The following is a 21214-nucleotide window of genomic DNA, read 5'->3' on the forward strand; positions in this document are numbered from 1 at the left end:
TACCGCCAAATATGAAGAAATCTTATTTTCTGATATGACCAGTTTATAAGAAAACTGGGAAATTTCTTCTTTATTGAGTGCAATGGAGAAGTAGTATATCATTCCCATGCTACGAAACAAAGATTGGGAAAAAGACAATGGAAAAGTGATTGCCTTATATCGAAAAGTTCACGAAGTAAAACTATACAAGTATGCATTAAACAGGTCAACGCTGGCCTGTTTTTTTAGTACTAAAAGACAACACAAGTCTCTTTATATGAAAGAACCTACCACTGTTAAACGTGGGTTTATTGTATGTATTTAACTTAATTGAAGTTGCCTTTTCAATAGCATAAGCTCTGTTTGGAGGGTGTTTTAGGTGTAATCCTAATTTTGATTTACTTCTCTATAATCGCTTAATTTCTCGTTTTAGTTGTGATGAGGATGAAGATAAAGAATGGGAGATTCTGTCGCTATTTGAATATGTGCCTCCATACAATGGAGGCACTCGAAAAAGGCTGCCGTTTTGCATTTTATTTAGTAACTGATTCACTTATTTTCATGTAATTTTAAGTGGAACATGTACCAAAAAATAAAAATCAGACCTAAGACAAAGCACAAGATTGTTAAAATATCTATTTGTGGTAGATTATTTAAGGTTTGAGAAAACAGTGCTTTAGTATGGGGGGAGTCATAAGAACTTACAATAATTGCTACGCTAATAAACTTTGATGCATAAAAGATACTAGAAATTATGATAAATAGACAGCCAAGTTTAAATCTCCACATATTCATTTCACCTCTGTTACACAATAAATTATCTTTTGTGGAAGGTAAAGAGTTGAATAATTTGCATTTTAACAAAGAAAACGTACATCTGGACCTAAACAAAAACCATTATATTGAAAATAACGGTAATAATATATTTGGATATTGAATGCAAATAAAGTCGGAATATGTCGTAAAAGTTTTGAAAGTGAGTAATGGTATATTACTAAAATTGAAATATAAGTAACAATAAAGTAATATTTTTTCCTGTCATCAATAAATGGAGGAAAAAATGAAGAAAATAGGTATTTTAACAGTTTGCACACTTACTTTAGGTTTGATTAGTTTTGGAGAGAACGTTTCGGCAAAAAAGGTAGAGACACCGGGTGATTACGTTGAGTATCTGGAAGACAAAGTTATAGGTGAACAAATTCAAACATTTACTAGTCACTCTAGGGTTGATTCTAATGTACAGGAGGCGCTGGAGACTTTTAAGGATTTACCTCAAAATGATCAGGAACAATTCTTGGATTACATAAATGATGTGGATGTTTTGGAAAAGATTTGGGATGGTTTTGAAGACCTACAAAGTCAAGATGATATAACTTCAATAACAATGTTTGACGGGGATGTAGAAATTGCAGAAGAGATCGAACTTCAAGATGGGGTATCAAGAAATAGTTTAGGGCTATTAGATACGTTTACACATGAAGACGAAGCTACTAGAACGGCAAGAATTTCAGTACAAGGTGTTGATGTAGCAAGGACTTATGCATATGTACAGTGGAGTTCCCAAGGGGATGCCTCGGGGTGTTGCATCGTAACTAGCGTTAACGACACTGACTCAGGAATAGTTCAAAACCTCGTACCTTTACAGGAGTTAGAGGATAGCCCAAGGCAACCATATATTTCAAATAATAATGGGATTTTCTCTGTGGCTTGGCATATTCGATATGATTATGATGGAATAGGTGTTGGGACATCAACAAGAGTGCATGAAGTAACAGTTATTGGAACTGGAAGTCACGTAGGAAGGGTGTATAGTCTCAACTAAAACGAACGGTAAAATTCTCAACGTAGCTTTAAAGTCAATATGATGGTGGGCGGTTATCTGCCCACCTTTTTTGTGTTAACCAGTTATTAAGTAGATTTTTCTTTGGCAAAGACACTGTTAGAGGTGAATAATTCCTTGAGCCTGTTTTTTGTTTTACCTCACTTTTTATCTGAGATTTCCTCTGGCATAAACCGCCTGAGTCTATCCAAATTGACATAAACGGATGCCAGGTCGGTCTGAAGAGTATGAAGCTGCAGCTTAAGTTCCTTGTTTTCTTCTTTTAGTCGCTGGTTTTCATCCAGCAGGGAGGTGTCTGACAAGTGTTTAACTGGAGTGTGCTTATTAAAATTGCTTAGGGCTTTTAGGATATGGTCAACGGTTACGTCATTGTGTTCAGGTGAGGATGGTACATTTTTAGTTGATAGGTTGGCACATTTCTTCTTTTTCATTGCCTTCACCTGAGTGATTTCTTTTTCGTATTGCTTTCTTAGCGACGAGTTCCATCTGAATCCGCATGCACCAGAAGATCGATTCAACATTTTTCCAGCTTCTTCAAACGCACTAAGTTGTGTATGACCGTTTTCCATTGCTTTTAAGACACATGTCGATAGTGTCAGGTCGTCTTTTTTGCTCCATGCATTCTTCATCACGATCACCCCTTGTCTATTAAAATATACTTATGAGGTTTTGTGTTTATACATAACAAAACAGCAGGCCCCTACACTTTGGGTCTGCTGTCTGGAGGTGCGCCAATGCGCAAAGTTCATTATTTTATATGGCATAACGCCTAACTTTGTGCAATTCTATTTTTCACACTGTCTCCTATCTAAAAAGCTAGATACAAACCTGTGTATTTCTGATAACACAGGTTTTATTTACGTTCATGTAGCACCCCTAGAGGGACATTTATAATTTTTAGTCTACCTGCTTGTTATATCTTAATAGGACCCTTTATTCCCTTTGTTGTATACATCAAGAAAACATGTGGGACAGGGGGAGTGTGTCCTAAGCATAAATTAAAAATTACTATAGATCCCCTAACTATCAGTAGGGACTTAACGTTTTCTTGAAATAAGAATGCTGATTGCTTTTCCTTAAAAAAATTATGAACATAAACTTCTCTTGCGAGGAAAAGAGAAGAATCTCTTGGGCGACGGCACCACAGACTGATCCAAAAGAAAGAAGCGTCTTTTGGTCATTCTGTAGGTGTCGCTTCTGTACTAAACGGACCGATAACCACGGATTGTACGGCTTATGCCTACATTCCGTAGGTTCCTGTTCCGTTTGCCTCCTGGCCGTACCGAACGAGTCGAAAACCCGTAAAAGCAAATGTATAAATGAGAGAAAGCAGCCGCAACGACCGCGGCTGCTTTCTTTTTATGTTTTTCTTTTTTCCCTCCGCATCGTATCACTCGCAGGCCGGCTAGGCTTTTTGCAGGTAGGACACCCGAACCTTTCCTGCCAAAAGCCAAGTCGGCCAGAGAAGCGGTCAAGGGGCTCAAAACTTTTATAAGGCGAAAACTTTTGAGGCTGAAACCCTTGACCGCTTCTCTATGCTTCTTGATTCATGCTCCATGTAAAAAAGCAAAAAAAGATCCCTTTTTTGGGACCCATCCCTCGCGGATGAAAAAAAGAAGGAGGAGAAAAAGATGAGACCAGAAGCAACTGAGATTCTAAAAAGATTGTTACGTCCGGGTGTGGTGTTTTCATGTCGTACGGAGCACGGAGGGTATTACGGGGTGGTTGTTAGCGTTCATGATTATTTTGTTGTATTAACCGACGGGATTGTGGAATTTCGAGAAATATACTGGCACTCTTTTGAGCGAGAAGTATCCAACGAGCTAAAAGTAAAAGGAGGAAGGAAGGCATGAGAAAGAACGTCTACACGATCGTGACAGAAAGAATCATGGATCAGTTAAATAAAGGCGTTGTCCCTTGGCGAAAGCCCTGGGTCAACGGCGGGGCTGTGAGTTGGAAGACGCAAAAAGCGTACCGGGGGATCAACACCTTTCTTCTTCCCCCGGGGGAATACGCAACGTTCAAGCAAATTCAAGAAGCCAAAGGAAAAGTTAAAAAAGGGGAAGCGTCTCATGTGGTTGTTTTTTGGAAGTGGCTTGAAAAAGAAAACAAGGACACAGAAAAGGCTCAAAAAATCCCCCTGCTTCGCTATTACCGGGTGTTTGAGGTTAACTCTCAAGTCGAGGGGTTAAATAGTAAAAGAGAAGAGCAACACTTTGATCATGATCCGATCGAAAAGGCGGAAGCCATCTATGAAGTGTATATTGACGGACCGACTTTTACCTTTTCGCCGGGTCGGGCCTACTATTCCCCGTCTATTGATCAAATCAACTGTCCGCCACTGCGTCATTTTCCGAAGGCTGAAGAATTTTATTCGACCCTTCTTCATGAAATGGTTCACAGCACGGGGCACCAAAAGCGGCTAAGTCGATCCGGGATCACGACGGAGAGCGTCGCATTTGGAGACGAGGTATATTCGAAAGAAGAACTGGTAGCAGAGATGGGGGCGGCGATGCTGTGCGGAACTGCCGGGATTGATAACACCATAGAAAACAGCGCGAGTTATATCCAATCTTGGCTCAGAGCCCTTAAAGAAGATCATAAGTTAGTGGTTCATGCGGCGGCTCAGGCGCAAAAAGCGTGTGATTATATTTTGGGAGAAAATGAGGAGTCAGAGTAAAGAGGGGGGAGTTCCCCCCTTTTTTTCAAAAGGCAAGGATGGATTTAAGAAATCCTTTGATTAACAAAATTCTTCATTATAAAGAGTACTTGCGACTATTCATAGAAGGAAGATTTCGTTCAGTGAGTGAAAGAGGAAAGGAGGACTTGAATGGATGTGACATGTCCTTATTGCGGGGATTCATTAAATAATGGGTACTGTTCTTTTTGTGAGATGGTGATCCCAAAAGAAAAGCAGCAACTAAATGGAGAGCGGGCGAAGCCTTACTTTCGTGAATTTGCGTTTATTGAAGACGCGTATCAAGTGACGCCTAAACTAATAACGATGCCTACATTTGAACTGCTTTATTTATTAAAGCTTGTAAGGCAACGGCGGAGTGAATCATACAGCCAAATGAATGTTTTTTATAAAGCGGGTCAATCAGGGAACGAAAGTTACAGGGATCTTGAACAAGATCAAGGAAAAGAGTACCGGTACTGGAGCAGAAAGATGTTTGTGATTGAAAATATCCTACTGGAACGAGGCGTTTTTATCCCTTCTCGGATAACCTCAGCGTTTATTCAGGACTATATCGATAACCTTGAGAAGACGCACAAAAAAACAATGATTGTTCGCTGTAAGAGAAGATCCAATCCTTAAAGAAATCTTAAAAGCAAAAAAGCTTATTCCGGGTACCTCCGGCATAAGCTTTTGTTATTTCTTTTTCTTTTTAAGGGGGAGTCCCATTTTCTTTGAATGTCCGATCATGTTTTTTGCGAGTTTTTGTGCTTCGGCTTTAGTCATTTTCAGTCACCGTCCTTAAAGGTTTCTTCTTATCTATTATCTTCTCCTAGTTTCATAGTTTTTATACATACCTTCTTTTTTACTGCATATAGATGGCAGTAAAGCAGGGACCCGGTGACAGTGTCCCAAGGGTAAGCTTACTTAAGGGAGGTACTTTAGGATGAGCACGGAGGAGAAAACGAGAAAAGTTCGTTCTGATAAAAAAAGAGATGTGAAGCCGACAATCCCATTTCAATTAAGGGAGTGTATTTATAGACTTTCATATATCACCAATCGACCAGTAAAAGATGTGGCGGAAGCGATCTGCTTATACGGATTAGCTTCAAAGAAAGTGATGGAGCATCTATCTAAAAACTTCAGAAGAGACTTTATGGGGGAGAGCACTCTTTATGTGGGAGACTTGGAGAACCTTTCATTACAAGGTCAAAAAGTTGAGTGAAGCAAATCAAGAGTGACGATTCGCTTCACTCAAGAAGATCATGAAATCCTAGATCGATTAGCCTTTGCATTAGATGTAACAACCTCTAAAGCCACAGCGATTTTACTGGATGTGAGTGTTCGTAACTCTCAATTTATTAATAAATATCTAAACACGTTTGTGAAAGAGCAGCTCGATGACAGAAGAATGAGGGAGCTTAAAAAGATCATGACCTTCGTTAATGATAATAACCCATACGGAGAGTACATCTCTTGGGGAGACTTTATCATGTATTTGTTTGACGAATTCAAGTCCGGAAAAGAAACGTTCACAAAACATCTCACCAATTGGATCGATAAGAATAAGCCGGAAAAGTGATATCTGGTAGATGTCAGGGTGAAATCCATAATAGTAAAAAATGCTGACCAAATCTGTGTCAGCTTTTTTGATGAACAATAAAGCATAAATTCGGGCTAATTTAAACCTAAGTGTTATGTAAGTAAAGGGACTAATAAAAGTAAACCTTAAGGTATTGAAGGTAATGAAGATGTTATTGTCATATATAAAATTTCCACCTTAATACTAGTAGAAGGTTTTATTACTTGTGTATGTTACTTCAATTGTTATTTTTGATCTTTTTATAAATATCCCCCCTACTCCAATTGAACATTATTAAGTTTGGAACTGAGGGAAAGTGTCCCAGGTATAAAGTGCTTATTAATAGTGGGGATCCATGGGGGAAGAGGTTAAATGGATGAAGGAAAGCTCTACTGTAAAATCATTTTATTATTTAGAGAACGTCGTTACCCTGAACTCTGTTATAAAGATATAACTATTTAAACAAATTAATCTTCCACTATCTATTGAAATAACGGATATTGATTAAAGAAGACGGCAACATCAAGAAGGGTAATTGTTTCCTTTATAGAAAGTAATGAAAGGACATAATTTAAAAATGATATCCAATTTAGTGAACAGACAGGGGGGCTATTATGCAAATAGATATGAAAAAGAGTATAAAGGTTGGAATCATTACTCCTGTAGAACATTTAGAATTTGTTCAAAGTAATTTGGATTACTTTCCCTCCATTAAACCTGTTTGGTATCTGTATTCTTCTGAAACAGAGGAAAGTAGAGTGATTGAAGAGTCAATTAACAACAAGGAAACAGAAGCATTATTATTTCTGGAACACCATGTTTACAAATCGACGATCAATAACAAGAAACTCTCCATTCCTGCCCATTTTATTGCAGCTACTGGAAATAATATTTATCGTACTGCATTCCTTTTATTTAATAACAATGAGATTAAAAATATATGTTGCGATCCATTGCCCTTGATTAATCTACCTGGAGTATTAGCGGATTTAGGTATTACTTTAAGCTCAGTTCATGTGGTTAAAGAAAAATCCGAAGAGAAAACAATAGAAGAGCACAAAGAATTTCTAGAAAACCATAAAAACGCGGGTAGTATAACATCGAGAGTAAGGGTGGCAGAAGAGTTAAAAAGACAAGGTCTTTGCTGTGAGTATGTTATGCCGACACCACAAGATCTAATGGTAACTTTAGAACGTATATTATTATCAACAAAATCAAGGGAAAATCTTGAGACCCAGTTCGTTTGTGGCTTTATTAAGGGGAAATACATTAATTTTGATGAACAAATACATTTCGAGGTAGAAAAACAGATACATACATTTGTAAAGCAGCTTAATGGGATCTACCAGCAGGTGGAAGAAGATTTCTATATGTTTGTCACGAACAGAGGAAGTTTTGAAAGGGTAACGAGAGGCTACAAGTCTATTCCATTTCTTAATCAAGGTGGGGTGTGTGAGAAGTATGTAAAGTTTAATATGGGAGTAGGATTTGGTAATTCAGTGAAGGATGCAAAGAATCACGGAAGGATAGCATTTAACCATACGAAAGGATTTCCTCCCAATAAATGTTTTATTGTAAATGATGATAAACAGGTTTTCGGCCCTGTAGAGATGACCAGGCATCTAGTTTATGACATTGCAATCACAGATTATCAATTATTAGAAAAAGCGAAAGTAGCTGGAATGACAGCCAGCTACATTTCAAGATTAATTGCACAGCTCAATCATCATGAGAAAGGTGTTTATTCTGCACAAGAGCTAGCGAATATATTTGGAATAACGCTCCGTAGTACTCATCGAAATCTTTCAAAATGGTTAGATGCAGATATAGTGAAAATAGTTGGAGAAGAGAAGACCGCCTATAGAGGACGTCCTCGTACAATTTATTCCTTTGACTGGTTAAAAGATCTTAGATAGTTTCTTTAAGCCAATTATTAAGGTTTTCTTTTACAAACGCATCGTCTGTTAAACTAGGATAAGTTGACATCACCTTATCTAATTTCGCTGCTTGTCCTGGTGACAAAGATTCTTCGTCATTCAAGCAGGATATGTTTTCCATAAGGCCTTGCTTTTTTAAAACGTAATGTATTCCGCTAATACAGCCTTTAAAATCATTTTCCGCATCAAAAACAGCTGCGTTTGCTTCAGTCAGATTGTTGTTATTCTCAAGTAATGAGATTGGAATGTGCTGAGTGTTACGGTACGTTTTAATTTCTTCTAATAAATCGACGGCTTTTCGGGTCCATACAGCCCATTGTCCCAATAACCCTCCGGAAAAACGTTTCGATATCATTTGATTATTTATATGGAATTTATAGTTTTCCAGTAAATCTAGTATGATGTGATCATCATTTCCTGTATAGAGTGCAATTTCTTGATGACGAGAAGATTCACAAACTGCTTTAACCACGTCCAAAGTTTTATAACGATTAAAAGGAGCTACTTTAATTGCATGAACAGAGGGTATTTCAGCAAATTCTCTCCAGAAATTATAACTTAGATCTCGGCCACCTACTGATGTTTGTAGATAAAAACCAAAGATTTTTATATGCTCTCCGACTTTCCTAGAGTGCTGGAGCAACTCCTCTTCTGTCATGTGATTTAAGCCTCCGAAACTCAACAGACCATAATCGTACCCTAAAGCATTTGCAATTCTTGCTTCATTTATTGCTTGATCTGTCTCCCCACAAATTCCGGCTATACAAATCATCTCATCCTTATTACTGTAGTGATTAATTTCATCCATTACACATTTTAAAACCGGTTCAAACAGGCTGTGTTTAGGATCACGGATTTCAAATTGTGTTGTGTGTACTCCTACAGCAATCCCTCCTACACCTGAGTCAATATAGTATCTTGTCAGGGCTTTTTGCCTGCGAACATCAATTTCTTTGTCATCGGTCAAAGCTAGTGGATGAGCTGGAATTACTATACCGTCCATTAATCTTTTTTGTTTTTGATCCATTAAAAAGATCCCTTTCTTTCCTGGAAATGAGTTGGTTTATTTAGAACAATCCCTTCTCCCAAAACCCAATCTGCTGTCCAATCTATTATTTGTTTTAAAGAAACGGAAGGATAACCAAATAACTTATGTGATAATGAGGCGTTGTTCAACAAAGTCGAGTTCGCTTCTTCATTTATAAACACAGGCTCTTTATTAAATCTATTTCCAAATTGAGTAGCCAGCCAACGAATAGATACTACCTCTGGGCCTGTTATGTTTAACCTTTTTACTGGAGTAGAACAGTATTCCAAAGAACGAAGAGCCTGGTCATTAGCATCTCCTTGCCAGATAACGTTCACAAATCCAGTTGTCAAATCAATTGGTCTTTCATTGAGAACGTTTTGAGCAATCTCCAGGCAAACACCATATCTGGTTTCCACTGCATAGTTCAAGCGGAAAAACACCATTGGAATCTGGTTTATGATGCTAAAGTATTCGAAAATACGTTCTCTACCCAGACAAGATTGGGCGTATTCCCCAATTGGTTCCGGAGGGGTGTCCTCATTTGCGCCACCGGATTGAGGAGACATAAATGGATAGATGTTTCCTGAAGAGAAAGCCACTATCCTTGAACTTGAAAAATGATTGCAGATTCGCCCTGGCAAATAACTGTTCATTGCCCATGTAAATGATTCATTATTATTCGTTCCAAATTTTTTTCCGGCCATATAAATAATGTTTTTAATTTTTGGTAAGGAATTAAGGGAACTTTCGTTCATGAGGTCAGCCTTAATAGTCTCCACACCGAAGCTTTCTAATTCATCGATGGAATTTGGATCTGAAAATCTTGAAACTCCGATCACTTTCTTTTCTACTTCCGCCTCTCGAATAGCTCTTACTGCTTTTATAGCAAGGCTTGGCCCCATCTTCCCACCTACTCCCAAGATCATAATGTCACCGTCTAAGGTTTTCATCATTTCAATTAAATCGGCGGATGGTTCAGATAATTTTTCCATTAACTGATCTGTTGTTTCCACTAAAACACCTTCCCTCATTTTTTTAGTTAGACTTTTGATTATGGATAGAATAGTCCACTATGGGTGTCTATTAAATGTCTATAAATCGCTATCCATCTGAATAATAGTGATTTAATGGCAAACAGTGCTGAACAAATATATGTTAAAATATTATTACAATTTAAAATATTTAAAATATACATCGGCAGGATGTGACATAATGCCTTCTCATTTACAAGGGTTTACAGGTGCATTTTCTAGATTTTCTGATTGGGTTTTGAAAATGGTTTGTATTAATTTGTTATGGATTTTATTTAGTTTATTAGGCGGGATTCTTTTTGGAGTATTTCCGTCCACGGTAGCGATGTGTGCGGTAGTTCGAAAGTGGTTTATGGGGGAAGAAGTTAAGATATTTAGATTCTTTTGGGAGAATTATAAAACGAACTTTATCAGCTCGAACATGTTAATGGGAACGTTATTTATTCTTGGCATTTTTATATATTGGAACCTATACTACAGCTTTTATGGTACTCATCTTCTTTATCAACTTGTTTTTTTCTTTTTCTGTATTATAGCCGTGATTTATACATTTACACTGATCATGATATTCCCTGTGTTTGTTCACTATCAATTACCTCTTCTTCACTACATTAAGAATGCTATGATACTTTCTCTGTCCTATCCTATCAGAACAATTTTTATGGCACTTGGCGGTTTCGTCATTTACCTGGTGCTATTATTTATCCCGGGGTTAATTCCTTTTTTCAGTGTTAACTTAATCGCCTTCATAAGCATGCTATATGCTATGAGCATCTTCAGAAAAGCTGATGAATGGCAAAGCGCAAGGGTGGGCAGCTAGGAGAATTGATATGAGGATAAACAGTTACTTACACTCAATAAAAGCAAAAGTAATAATTCTAATAATCTTTTTTCTTTTTATCCCCTGTCTTTTCGTTGGTTTTATCTGGTACACCCAATCAACGACGGTTATAGAGGAAAATGAGATTCAAAAGAACGAAACCCTAATTAAGGGGTTAAATAATCATTTGGATTATTATTTTGCTGGTTTAGAAAGAACAACACTTCCACTGTTAACCCATCCCCTTATTCAACAGTACATACGGACTGGCGTCTATGAACATTATGAACGCTTAATATTAAATTCTCGAATTAGAGAAGAGATATTTGCCAATTTAGTTTATGGAAGAAATGATATCTTTATTGTTTCAATTGCAACTGACTATGGCATTACCAGTACAAATAACCGTTTTTTTGTAAGGAATCAGTATAACGATGATAATGACATAAATCCTATCTATGAAAAAAACTATCACGTTCACGGTATGAGTATTATTGACTCAACACCGGTCCTAACAATTACAAGGAATTTATTAGATATCACGACCTACGAAAAGAAAGGGTTGTTGAGTGTTGATCTGAATTTAAACGGGATAGCCAATATTATTGAAGATGTTGCGATGGGCGATACAGGTTTTGTCTGGCTAACGGATGCAGAGGGAAACATAATTTATCATCCTCATGGGTTTGACGAAAGTACAGAGGTATTCTCAAACATAAACGGTAGTGAAGAACAATTAGGCTCATTCATTACAGGTAGCGGCAGCGAAAGAAAGTTAGTCACCTATCACAGATCGGATCACACAGACTTTGTATTAATTGCCGAAGTTCCATTAGCAGAACTTATGGGAGATATGATAGCGCTTAGAAACAGTACCGTTATATTTGTTGCAGTTCTAATTGTACTAGCCTTATTTGTAGTTGGAGGTTTTTCTTTTTCCATCACACATTCGCTTATGCAATTAAAGGATTTAATGGAACGGGCTAAAAAGGGCGATTTATCTGTCCGAGCTTCGGAAGGGAAAAAGGATGAAATAGGTCAATTGAACAAGGGCTTTAATACGATGGTTAAAGAAATAGGGCGTTTAATAGAACGCGTTCGATTATCACAGTTGAAAGAAAAAGAGTTAGAGATTAAAAATAAGGAATCAGAACTGAGAGCAATGCAATCTCAAATAAATCCTCACTTCTTATATAACACGCTGGAATTAATAAATTCACATGCAATAGTAGAAGATGTAATGCCAATTAGTCGAATGACAACTTCCTTGGGTGATATGCTTCGGTACAGCATAAGTAATTCTAATCAAGCTGTATATTTAGCGGATGAAATTAACCATGTAAAAACATATTTAGATATTCAGCAGGAGAGGTATAGAGACCTCGAGGTTGCAATTGATATACGCCAATATCATATGCATGCAGTAAGAGCAGTTCGGTTAATGTTGCAGCCTATTGTTGAAAACGCTTTTATACACGGGTATTCGAAGCATAAAATGAAACCTAGTTCCATTTCGATCTTGGGGTTCGAGGATAATGGTTGCTTTGTCTTAAGTGTGCAAGACAAAGGAGGAGGAATGGATCTTCAAACGAAGACCATTTATAACAACGCATTCAGGATGAAAAGTGAAGAGACTGAGATGAATGAGTCTCTGCCAGGATCTAATAACTGCATCGGGTTATGGAATGTACATCAAAGAGTACGACTCACATTCGGTGAAAGCTATGGCTTGTTTATTTCTAAAGCCGATTCGCATGGCACTATAATAGAAATACATTTACCACTCAAGGAGGACTTCCTAAAAAGAGGTGAGTAAAGATGTACAAAGTTTTACTAGTAGATGATGAATACATGATCCAAAAAAGCTTAAAAAAACTAATAGAAAATATGAATCCGGAATTCGAAGTTATTGGAACAGCGTATGATGGTGAGGAAGCATTACAGCAGTGCAAGGTTTCCAATCCTAATTTGGTCATTACAGATATTAACATGCCGGTTTTGGATGGATTGGAAATGATCAAAAAGATAAGAGAAAAACAGATTCACACTGAGATTATTATTTTATCGGGTTATGACGATTTTGAATTTGCCCAACAAGCAATTAGGTATAACGTTTGTGAATTTATAGTAAAACCGATAAAACCAAACTTACTAAAAGAAGCGTTAGACAGATTAAAACAAAAGATTCAATCTAAGGAAAAAGAAGTTCTTCAAAGAAAACAGAATGTAATGTTTTGTAAAGTACGTGCATCTGCAATTTCTCAACATTTGAGGAATCTTAATAAAGTTGAAATTAAAAAAGAATTGGATACCTTCTATCAAGAATTACTCCAGATGGAATTGGGAGTCGATCAAGAAAGAAAAGCCTTTATAGATTATGTTATGTTAATTGAAGAGGAGTTAGGGGATGTATCATTGTTTACAAATGAAACTGACTTAAGATATATCAACCTACCTAATGACCGCCATTCAATATATCTACTCATAGAAGAAATATTGGATTCGTTTACACAGCGCTATACACACAAGAAAAATTGGGGTGCATTAACAAAAATCAGTGACGCAGTGGATTATATTGATAAGCATTTTACCGAAGAACAGTTGACCCTAAATAGGGTCGCAGCTTTATTTAATACGTCCCCCTCGTACTTCAGCCGAATTTTTAAAGAAGAAAAGGGAGTAAGCTTTATAAAATATGTTACACAATTGCGCATAAATAAAGCTAAATCATTGATGAAAGATCGCGAAACAAAGACCTCCGAAATCGCACATTTAATAGGGTATACTGACTATCCTCATTTTTCGAAAATATTCAAGAAAAACACTGGATATTCTCCTAGTAATTACAGGAAATACAAGGTGAAATAGAGTTTTGATAGATTGTTTAAGGTACACATTCACCTCTCTATTGGCTGTATAAGGTTACAGCCAATAGAGAGGTGTTTTTTTATGCTAGGTAAAATAATGACAACTAATCATAAAAATAAACATTCAAAATAGTCTGACTTTTTATTAATGTACATAATATACAGCTTTTCTGAAAGGAGAGTAATAGATGGCGTCTCCAAAGATATCTGATTCTCAAACATCAATTCAACCTAAAACGAAACGTAAGAGAAAAAATTACCTGATCAGAAATTGGCAAATATATTCGATGATACTACCGGGGATTATATTCTTTATTGTTTTTAAGTATGTGCCGCTTGGTGGTATTGTAATTGCCTTTCAAAATTACAACGTCTTTCAGGGGATACAAGGTAGCCCTTGGGTAGGGTTAGACCATTTTGTTAATCTCTTTACGTATCCCGACTTTCTGAGAATATTGAGAAATACAATATTAATTGCTCTTTATCAGCTAATATTTGGATTTCCTGCACCAATTATTCTGGCATTACTATTAAACGAATTAAGGTTAATGTTTGTTAAAAGGACACTCCAGACCGTTTTATATTTACCTCACTTTTTGTCCTGGGTTATTGTTGGTGGATTGGTCATCACTTTCCTCTCACCAAACTCAGGTATTATTAACGAGATAATTAGAACATTTGGTGGGGACCCAATCTACTTTATGCAACATCCAGAATACTTTAGGACTATTGTGGTCTCATCTGGCATTTGGAAAGAAATAGGTTGGTCTACAATTATTTATTTAGCTGCCCTGGCTGGGATTAACCCTGAACTATATGAAGCAGCGGAAATTGATGGAGCAAACAAATTCAGACAAGTATGGAGCATTACTATCCCAAGTATATTACCGGTAATTATGATTCTATTGATCTTAAACATAGGGAATTTTCTTGAATTGGGATTTGAGCAAATATACATGCTGCTTAATCCATTCGTAAGAGAAACCGGTGAAGTCTTTGATACATATATTTACCGGGTCGGGTTGCTAGGCGGGCAGTTAAGTTATACCACTGCTATTGGAGTATTTAAGTCAGTTGTTGGATTAATTTTAATTGTTGGTGCCAACCAATTAAGCAAAAAATTAACTGGTAATGCGATCTTCTAGAAAGGAGGTTTTCCGATGATTAAAGAAAGTCCTTCACGAAAAGCCTTTAATTGGTTCAACATAGCTTTTCTATCAATCTTAAGTTTAACGATGCTACTCCCTTTTATTCATATCTTAGCTGGTTCCTTTAGTGCAGGTACTGCAATTACACAAGGAAGAGTTACATTATTCCCAGTAGATTTCACTTTAGACAACTACCGCGTTGTCTTTAATGATATTACTCTGTGGAGAGCATTTGGAGTAACTGTACTTATTACAGTAATGGGAACGTTTATAAATCTTTTTTTCACATCATTAATGGCTTACGGGCTTTCAAAGGATCATTTAAAAGGCCGTTCGCTTATATTATTCCTTGTTATTTTCACCATGATTTTCTCAGCACCATTAATACCAACCTATTTAACTGTTAGAGCACTTGGTTTATTAGATAGTATCTGGGCCTTAATTCTACCGGGCACGATCAATGCATTCAATCTAATCATCATGATGTCTTTCTTTAGAAATATTCCAAAAGACATGCTTGAAGCGGCTAAGATCGATGGCTGTGGGGAGTACAGAACATTATGGAGCGTTGTATTACCGATGTCACTGCCTTCTTTAAGTACAATTGGTCTGTTTTATGCGGTTGGTCACTGGAATGGCTATTTTGCAGCATTACTATATATACGAAATAATGATCTATTTCCTCTTCAAGTAAAGCTGAGAAGGCTAATTGTTGAGAGTGATGCGGAGGAAATGCTGCAGGCAGCACAATTATCAGTGCAATCAGTGGAAGGAATAAAAATGGCGTCGATTATTTTTGCAACTTTACCGGTATTAGTAATTTACCCAATGATTCAAAAACACTTCGTAAAAGGTGCAAACCTGGGAGCAATCAAAGGGTAAAAAAATAAAAAGGGGTTGTTTTTATTGAAGAGAAAGTCTCTTTACGGGTTGAGTACTTTAAGTTTACTGTGTTTCTCTGCTGTTTTGGTTGGGTGTTCATCTGATGAAGCTACCGAAGGAAATGAAGAAGCAAATTCAGACACAGACACAGAAAATGAATCTGAAGCAAGTGCTGCGGAACCTTCTGAATTTACCGTAGCGATGGGGACAGGGGGATCTTCCTACATTATGGGGGCCTCTGACATTCATGAAGATATTTATGTGAAAAAGTTGGAAGAGATGGCCAATGTTGATTTGGATATTGAACTAATCCCTCATGAAAACTATGATGAGCATCTTATGTTGTTGTTTGCAAGTGGAGATTTACCAGACCTTTTACAGACGCGAGGGATTAATTACGCTGAAGTTTCCCCCGCAATTGATGCAGGAGCTCTTATGCCATTAAATGATCTCATTGAGGAATACGGTCCGAATTTAAAGGAACATGTTCCACAAGAATCATGGGACTCTGCAAGAGTTAGTGATGATGGTGTCATTTTCGGTATACCGGATGAAAACCCTCTACAAAACTCTACAGTAACGTACGTTCGTCAAGACTGGTTAGATAACTTAGGTTTGGATGTACCTACGACAGTTGATGAGTATATTGAAATGTTACGGGCATTTAAATACGATGATCCAAACGGTACGGGAGAAGAAGATACAATCCCAATGTCTGCACGCCCTAACTTTGCTTTTGGAACCCATTTCTTTGGAGCATATGATGTGATCCCATCTGGCTGGCGTTATGAGGATGGTCAACTCGTTCCAAACTTTATTAGGGAAGGAACAAAGGATGCATTAGAAGTTTATAAACTTCTATATGAAGAAGGATTAATTGATAATGAATTTATGGTTCAGACAGGACAAGACTGGGATAGTAAAATCGATTCAGGAAGCGTTGGAATGTTCGCACACAGTATTATCGGTGTGACCTCATGGGATCAGCGATTACAGGAAAATGTACCAGAAGGAGAATATGTGGTCATTCCAGCTCCTGTCGGTCCTAGTGGAGAACCTGGAGGGGTAACCAACCTTGGATCCACAGTCGCAGACTGGGTGTGGGTCATTCCTCAAGGAACAGAAAATCCGGAGGAGATCATTGGATTCCTTGATTGGTTCTATGGTGATGGCTATGGTGATGACTTCTTTACGTTTGGAATTGAAGGTGAGAATTACACGAGAGAAGATGGAGAAATTAACTATAATTATCCAGAAACCAACGAAGAAGCTGGAGCCCAATATATGCACCAAGGATGGCTGCATTTTACAGGTCCACGACAGTATCTAACTGATGAACAATTCATCAGCGGACAGCCTGGCGGAGATAAAGTGTTAGATTCTCTTGAAGTTGGTTTGAGTGAAGGTCTAGTTAATGATGCCCAGGATATGCCTACGTTGCCAACTTTACAATCCAGACCTGAACTGGATTATACGGGGTTATGGATGGAGTTTGCTGCAAGAGTTGTTACCGGTCAACAGTCTTTGGACGAGTTTGATGATTTTGTAGAACAGTGGAAGGACCGCGGAGGAGATCAACTGATTGAAGAAGCAACAGAATGGTACGAATCGATTCAATAGACTTAAAGATAACCTTATGAATTAACACTAACCTATGCCCCCGATAATATGCTATCGGGGGTATTCATTAAAATGTTTTGTGGAGGAAGATGCAGATAATGAAGACACTACATTTAATTTGTAACGCTCATCTTGATCCTGCGTGGCTTTGGGAGCTAGAGGAGGGTGCAGGAGAAGCTCTTTCTACCTTTCGTATTGCTGCTAATTTTTGTGAAGAGTTTGATACATTCGTGTTTAATCACAATGAAGTTATTCTATACAAATGGATCGAAGAGTATGATCCAGATTTATTTAAGAGAATCCAACATCTAGTAGAGCAAGGAAAGTGGCATATTATGGGCGGTTGGTATCTACAACCCGATTGCAATATGCCGAGCGGAGAAGCATTTATCAGGCAGATTTTAACGGGAAGACGTTATTTTGATGAAAAATTCAATAAACGTCCGACCACCGCTATCAACTTTGATTCATTTGGACATACAAGAGGATTAGTACAGATAATGAAAAAGTCAGGTTATGATTCCTATATTTTTTGCCGGCCTGATCAAAATGACTGCCCCTTACCTTCAGAAGACTTTACATGGGTAGGCTATGATGGGTCTGAGATTTTAGGACACAGAGCATATAAAGCCTATTTATCGGGACTTGGAAAAGCAAATATAAAAGTAAGAGATTGGCTTGCTGAACACCCTGAAAGAAGTGAGGGACTTGTGTTGTGGGGGGTTGGAAACCATGGAGGAGGGCCTTCTAGAGCTGACTTAATAAAATTAGAAGAATTGAAAAAGGAAGAAACTAATTATGCTATCACACACTCCTTGCCGGAATCCTACTTTGAAGATCTCCGAAATAATAATGTACCTCTTCCAAAATATGAAGCGGACTTAAACCCGTGGGCTGTAGGATGCTATACTTCTCAAATTTTAGTCAAACAAAAAAACCGTATGTTAGAAAATGATATTTTTTTAGTGGAAAAAATGATGGCACATGCCTCGTTACTTGGGCTCTGTAAGTATCCAAAAGCCGAGATTGATGAAGCTATAAGTGACTTAATGGTCATACAGTTCCATGATATTTTAGCCGGAACATCGATACAAAAGGTAGAAGATAATGCCATACGACAAGCTAATCATGGCCTGGAGATTCTGGCAAGACTAAAAGCTCGAGCATTTTTTGCTTTAACAAGCGGGCAGAGACAGGCTGAAGATGGTGAAGTGCCTATCTTTATCTATAATCCCCATCCTTTTAAAATTCAAAGTAATTTTGAATGTGAATTTCAGATTCCGAAGGGTTCAAAAGATAAAAAAGAAATACCTTCTATTAAAGTGAATGGAGTAGGTATTCCATGTCAAATGGAACGAGAAGAGAGCAACCTCTATGTTAAGGGCAGAAAACGTGTTGTGTTTGAAGCGGAATTGGAGCCCGGACAAATCAATCGTTTCGACTTTAGTTATGAGGATGAAATAACAGATAGTAATGATAGAGCTGAAGTTTTGGAGAAACAGGATGGTTATATCTCATTCAAAACAAAAGACCTCCATGTGTTGATTAATCGAAACACAGGTTTTTTTGACCGGTTAGAGGTTGATGGAGAGAATTTTATAAAAAAAGGTGCCTTTAAACCAATTGTAATTGAGGATAATGATGATTCATGGGGCAGTCAAGTCAAAAGCTTCCCAAACAAAATTGGGGAATTTGAACTTGTCACGGAAAAAAACGATACAGATTCTTTAGTTGGAAATCAAACATTGGATTCTGTTCGCATCATTGAGGATGGAAGAGTAAGAACGGTCGTTGAAGCATCATTTAAATATCAAGGTTCGTATATTTGCCAACGTTATTTCTTACCAAAGCAAGGGACCGAAATAAAAGTAACTCTTACTGTGTATTGGAATGAAAAATGTAAGATGCTTAAACTCTCGGTACCAACTGAATTGCCGTCTGCAAAATATCTGGGACAGGTTGCTTATGGCAATGAAAATCTTCCAATTGGAGACCGTGAAGTAGTAACTCAAAAATGGTCATGTGCCGTATCAAACGACTCAAATAAAGCTCTAACCTGTATTAATAATGGTATTTATGGATCGAATTTTTCAGATGGAGAAATTAGACTTTCGTTAATGAGATCGCCAGGATATGCGTCCCTTCACGGCGGTGGCAATGAGGATGTTATGCCCAATGACAGGTTTTCAAAATACAGCGACCAAGGTCAGAGAGAATTTACTTTTTGGTTTAATGCTGGGAAAGTTGAAGAACGTTTATCACTAATTGACCGGGAAGCTCTTATTCATAATGAAAAACCATACCATCTAACCTATTTCCCTTCCGGAGAAGGGAAGGTTCATGAGCCTCTCATCAAGTTATCAGATAACGTGGTTCAGGTAGCTACCTTTAAGCAATCAGAAAAAGATCAAAATGAATATATTATTCGTTTATTTGAGCCTACGGGACAAAAACGTACGACCACAATGGCTATCCCAGTACTACAAATTGAAGAAGAGATACATTTAAATATATTTGAAATAAAGACGTTTTCAGTAAATATCAGTACTAGGGAAATCAAGGAAGTGAACATAATCGAGGAAGGAAAGTGAGGGAATGAGATGAAGGAGTTAGCGATAAATGGTGGGAATCCAGTTTTTACAAAACCATTTCCAACTTGGCCAATATACGGTGAAGAAGAAGAGAAAGCTGTAATCGATGTGGTCCGATCAGGAAAGTGGGGAGGAACAAATAGAAGGTTACTTCCAGAATTAGAAATGAAGTTTTCGCAAATGCACGAAGCTGACTTTGCCATTCCTGTTACAAACGGCACATTAGGAATTACTGTAGCGTTACAAGCTTCAGGTGTCGAACCAGGTGATGAAGTGATTATGCCACCTTACACTTTTATTGCTACTGCTTCTTCAGCACTTTTATTTGGTGCCATTCCAGTTTTTGCAGATGTGGAAGAAGATACACTCTTAATGGATCCAGATAAAGTAGAAGCAGCTATCACTGAAAAAACGAAAGCAATCGTAACAGTTCACCTGGCTGGTGCTTCATCAGACCTTACTCGCCTAAAACAGATTGCTAACAACTATGGGCTTCCTTTAATTGAAGATGCAGCACAAGCAATCGGCACTGAATGGAAAAATAAGAAGGTTGGAGCAATAGGTGATTTTGGCACATTCAGCTTTCAGTCGGGTAAAAACGTGACTTCAGGGGAAGGCGGTATGATCCTGACCAATGATGAAGAGTTAGCGGATACAGCATGGTCGATTACAAATGTAGGGAGGATCCGTAAAGGGAAGTGGTACCAACACGAAAGAGTGGGGTGGAATTTAAGAATGACGGAGTTCCAGGCAGCAATACTACTTGCTCAATTAGGTAGGTATAAGGGGCAACTGGAGAAACGTCAAAATAACGCTAGATTACTAGATCAATCTATAAACGAAATTGAAGGAATTAAATCAATAGAGAGCTATAAAGAAACATCCGCTCATTCATATCATTTGTATATGTTTAGAATTACTGATGCGAAGGAGAGAGGCATAGACAAAACAGAATTTTCAAAGCGTCTTACTGGAGAAGGAATACCTGTTCAAAACGGGTACGTTTCTTTAAACCAAAACATGGCCATTGTTAATGAAATAGAAAAACGAACAGGAAGAAAATACTTAAACCATTGTCCTATCAGTGAAAAAGCTGCTAATGAAGAAGTATTGTGGCTTCCCCAAAATGTTTTGCTTGCAGAAGAAGAGGATATGACAAAAATTAAATTTGCTATTGATAAGGTGATTCATTCATTTCAAAGATAGTAAG

At 37.6% G+C, this 21214-nt stretch carries 18 protein-coding genes; 15 read left to right on the plus strand and 3 right to left on the minus strand.

What is annotated here, in order from left to right; all coding sequences use genetic code 11:
* The first annotated feature begins 1039 nt into the window (after window positions 1-1039).
* Window positions 1040-1801, plus strand: coding sequence for a hypothetical protein (locus tag G476_RS0100435; RefSeq protein ID WP_026688367.1), 762 nt, complete (start codon window positions 1040-1042; stop codon window positions 1799-1801).
* A gap of 158 nt (window positions 1802-1959) precedes the next feature.
* Here the strand turns inward: G476_RS0100435 and G476_RS22745 are convergent, their stop codons facing one another.
* Window positions 1960-2448, minus strand: coding sequence for a hypothetical protein (locus tag G476_RS22745; protein WP_026688368.1), 489 nt, complete (start codon window positions 2446-2448; stop codon window positions 1960-1962).
* A gap of 1002 nt (window positions 2449-3450) precedes the next feature.
* Between G476_RS22745 and G476_RS0100445 the strand changes: the two genes are divergently transcribed.
* The 6 genes from G476_RS0100445 (at window position 3451) to G476_RS22750 (ending at window position 7994) form a co-directional block, all read left to right on the plus strand.
* On the plus strand, window positions 3451-3672 hold the full coding sequence (locus G476_RS0100445; protein ID WP_026688369.1) for a hypothetical protein: 222 nt from the start codon (window positions 3451-3453) through the stop codon (window positions 3670-3672).
* The gene (locus G476_RS0100450; RefSeq protein ID WP_026688370.1) at window positions 3669-4499 is read left to right on the plus strand and encodes an ArdC family protein; all 831 of its coding nucleotides are present in this window, start codon (window positions 3669-3671) and stop codon (window positions 4497-4499) included. Before G476_RS0100445 ends, G476_RS0100450 begins: the two co-directional genes overlap by 4 nt.
* Window positions 4500-4649: 150 nt before the next feature.
* Window positions 4650-5138 (plus strand): hypothetical protein, encoded by a 489-nt coding sequence (locus G476_RS20940; RefSeq protein ID WP_051314590.1) that lies wholly within the window; start codon window positions 4650-4652, stop codon window positions 5136-5138.
* A gap of 304 nt (window positions 5139-5442) precedes the next feature.
* Entirely contained in the window at window positions 5443-5721 is a 279-nt protein-coding gene (locus G476_RS23880) for a hypothetical protein (protein ID WP_245579618.1), read from the plus strand.
* A gap of 12 nt (window positions 5722-5733) precedes the next feature.
* Window positions 5734-6078 carry a hypothetical protein gene (locus G476_RS23885; protein WP_245579619.1) on the plus strand — a complete coding sequence of 115 codons (345 nt, stop codon included), beginning with the start codon at window positions 5734-5736 and terminating at the stop codon, window positions 6076-6078.
* A 614-nt stretch (window positions 6079-6692) separates the two neighbouring features.
* Window positions 6693-7994 (plus strand): hypothetical protein, encoded by a 1302-nt coding sequence (locus G476_RS22750; RefSeq protein WP_051314591.1) that lies wholly within the window; start codon window positions 6693-6695, stop codon window positions 7992-7994.
* Here G476_RS22750 and G476_RS0100475 read toward each other — a convergent pair.
* Together G476_RS0100475 and G476_RS0100480 are read right to left on the minus strand one after the other, a co-directional pair.
* The gene (locus G476_RS0100475; RefSeq protein ID WP_035185853.1) at window positions 7987-9042 is read right to left on the minus strand and encodes a dihydrodipicolinate synthase family protein; all 1056 of its coding nucleotides are present in this window, start codon (window positions 9040-9042) and stop codon (window positions 7987-7989) included. The two genes, G476_RS22750 and G476_RS0100475, sit on opposite strands and share 8 nt — an antisense overlap.
* The gene (locus G476_RS0100480; RefSeq protein ID WP_026688372.1) at window positions 9042-10058 is read right to left on the minus strand and encodes an NAD-dependent epimerase/dehydratase family protein; all 1017 of its coding nucleotides are present in this window, start codon (window positions 10056-10058) and stop codon (window positions 9042-9044) included. The genes G476_RS0100475 and G476_RS0100480 overlap by 1 nt, the downstream gene beginning before the upstream one ends.
* Window positions 10059-10257: 199 nt before the next feature.
* Between G476_RS0100480 and G476_RS20955 the strand changes: the two genes are divergently transcribed.
* From G476_RS20955 to G476_RS0100520, 8 genes are all read left to right on the plus strand, one after another.
* Window positions 10258-10896 carry a YesL family protein gene (locus tag G476_RS20955; protein ID WP_051314592.1) on the plus strand — a complete coding sequence of 213 codons (639 nt, stop codon included), beginning with the start codon at window positions 10258-10260 and terminating at the stop codon, window positions 10894-10896.
* Window positions 10897-10906: 10 nt separating this feature from the next.
* Entirely contained in the window at window positions 10907-12712 is a 1806-nt protein-coding gene (locus tag G476_RS0100490) for a sensor histidine kinase (protein WP_035185857.1), read from the plus strand.
* Window positions 12713-12714: 2 nt separating this feature from the next.
* On the plus strand, window positions 12715-13764 hold the full coding sequence (locus G476_RS0100495; protein ID WP_026688374.1) for a response regulator transcription factor: 1050 nt from the start codon (window positions 12715-12717) through the stop codon (window positions 13762-13764).
* 187 nt (window positions 13765-13951) lie between these two features.
* On the plus strand, window positions 13952-14908 hold the full coding sequence (locus tag G476_RS0100500; protein WP_035185858.1) for an ABC transporter permease: 957 nt from the start codon (window positions 13952-13954) through the stop codon (window positions 14906-14908).
* A gap of 15 nt (window positions 14909-14923) precedes the next feature.
* Window positions 14924-15793 carry a carbohydrate ABC transporter permease gene (locus G476_RS0100505; RefSeq protein WP_026688376.1) on the plus strand — a complete coding sequence of 290 codons (870 nt, stop codon included), beginning with the start codon at window positions 14924-14926 and terminating at the stop codon, window positions 15791-15793.
* Window positions 15794-15817: 24 nt separating this feature from the next.
* Entirely contained in the window at window positions 15818-17413 is a 1596-nt protein-coding gene (locus tag G476_RS20960; RefSeq protein ID WP_051314593.1) for an extracellular solute-binding protein, read from the plus strand.
* 98 nt (window positions 17414-17511) lie between these two features.
* Window positions 17512-20004 carry a glycoside hydrolase family 38 N-terminal domain-containing protein gene (locus G476_RS0100515; RefSeq protein WP_026688377.1) on the plus strand — a complete coding sequence of 831 codons (2493 nt, stop codon included), beginning with the start codon at window positions 17512-17514 and terminating at the stop codon, window positions 20002-20004.
* A 9-nt stretch (window positions 20005-20013) separates the two neighbouring features.
* Window positions 20014-21210: a DegT/DnrJ/EryC1/StrS family aminotransferase gene (locus G476_RS0100520; protein ID WP_026688378.1), complete on the plus strand. Its 1197-nt coding sequence runs from the start codon at window positions 20014-20016 to the stop codon at window positions 21208-21210.
* The last annotated feature ends 4 nt before the right edge of the window (window positions 21211-21214 follow it).

Source organism: Alteribacter aurantiacus DSM 18675 (assembly GCF_000429705.1).
Taxonomy (GTDB): Bacteria; Bacillota; Bacilli; order Bacillales; family Salisediminibacteriaceae; genus Alteribacter; species Alteribacter aurantiacus.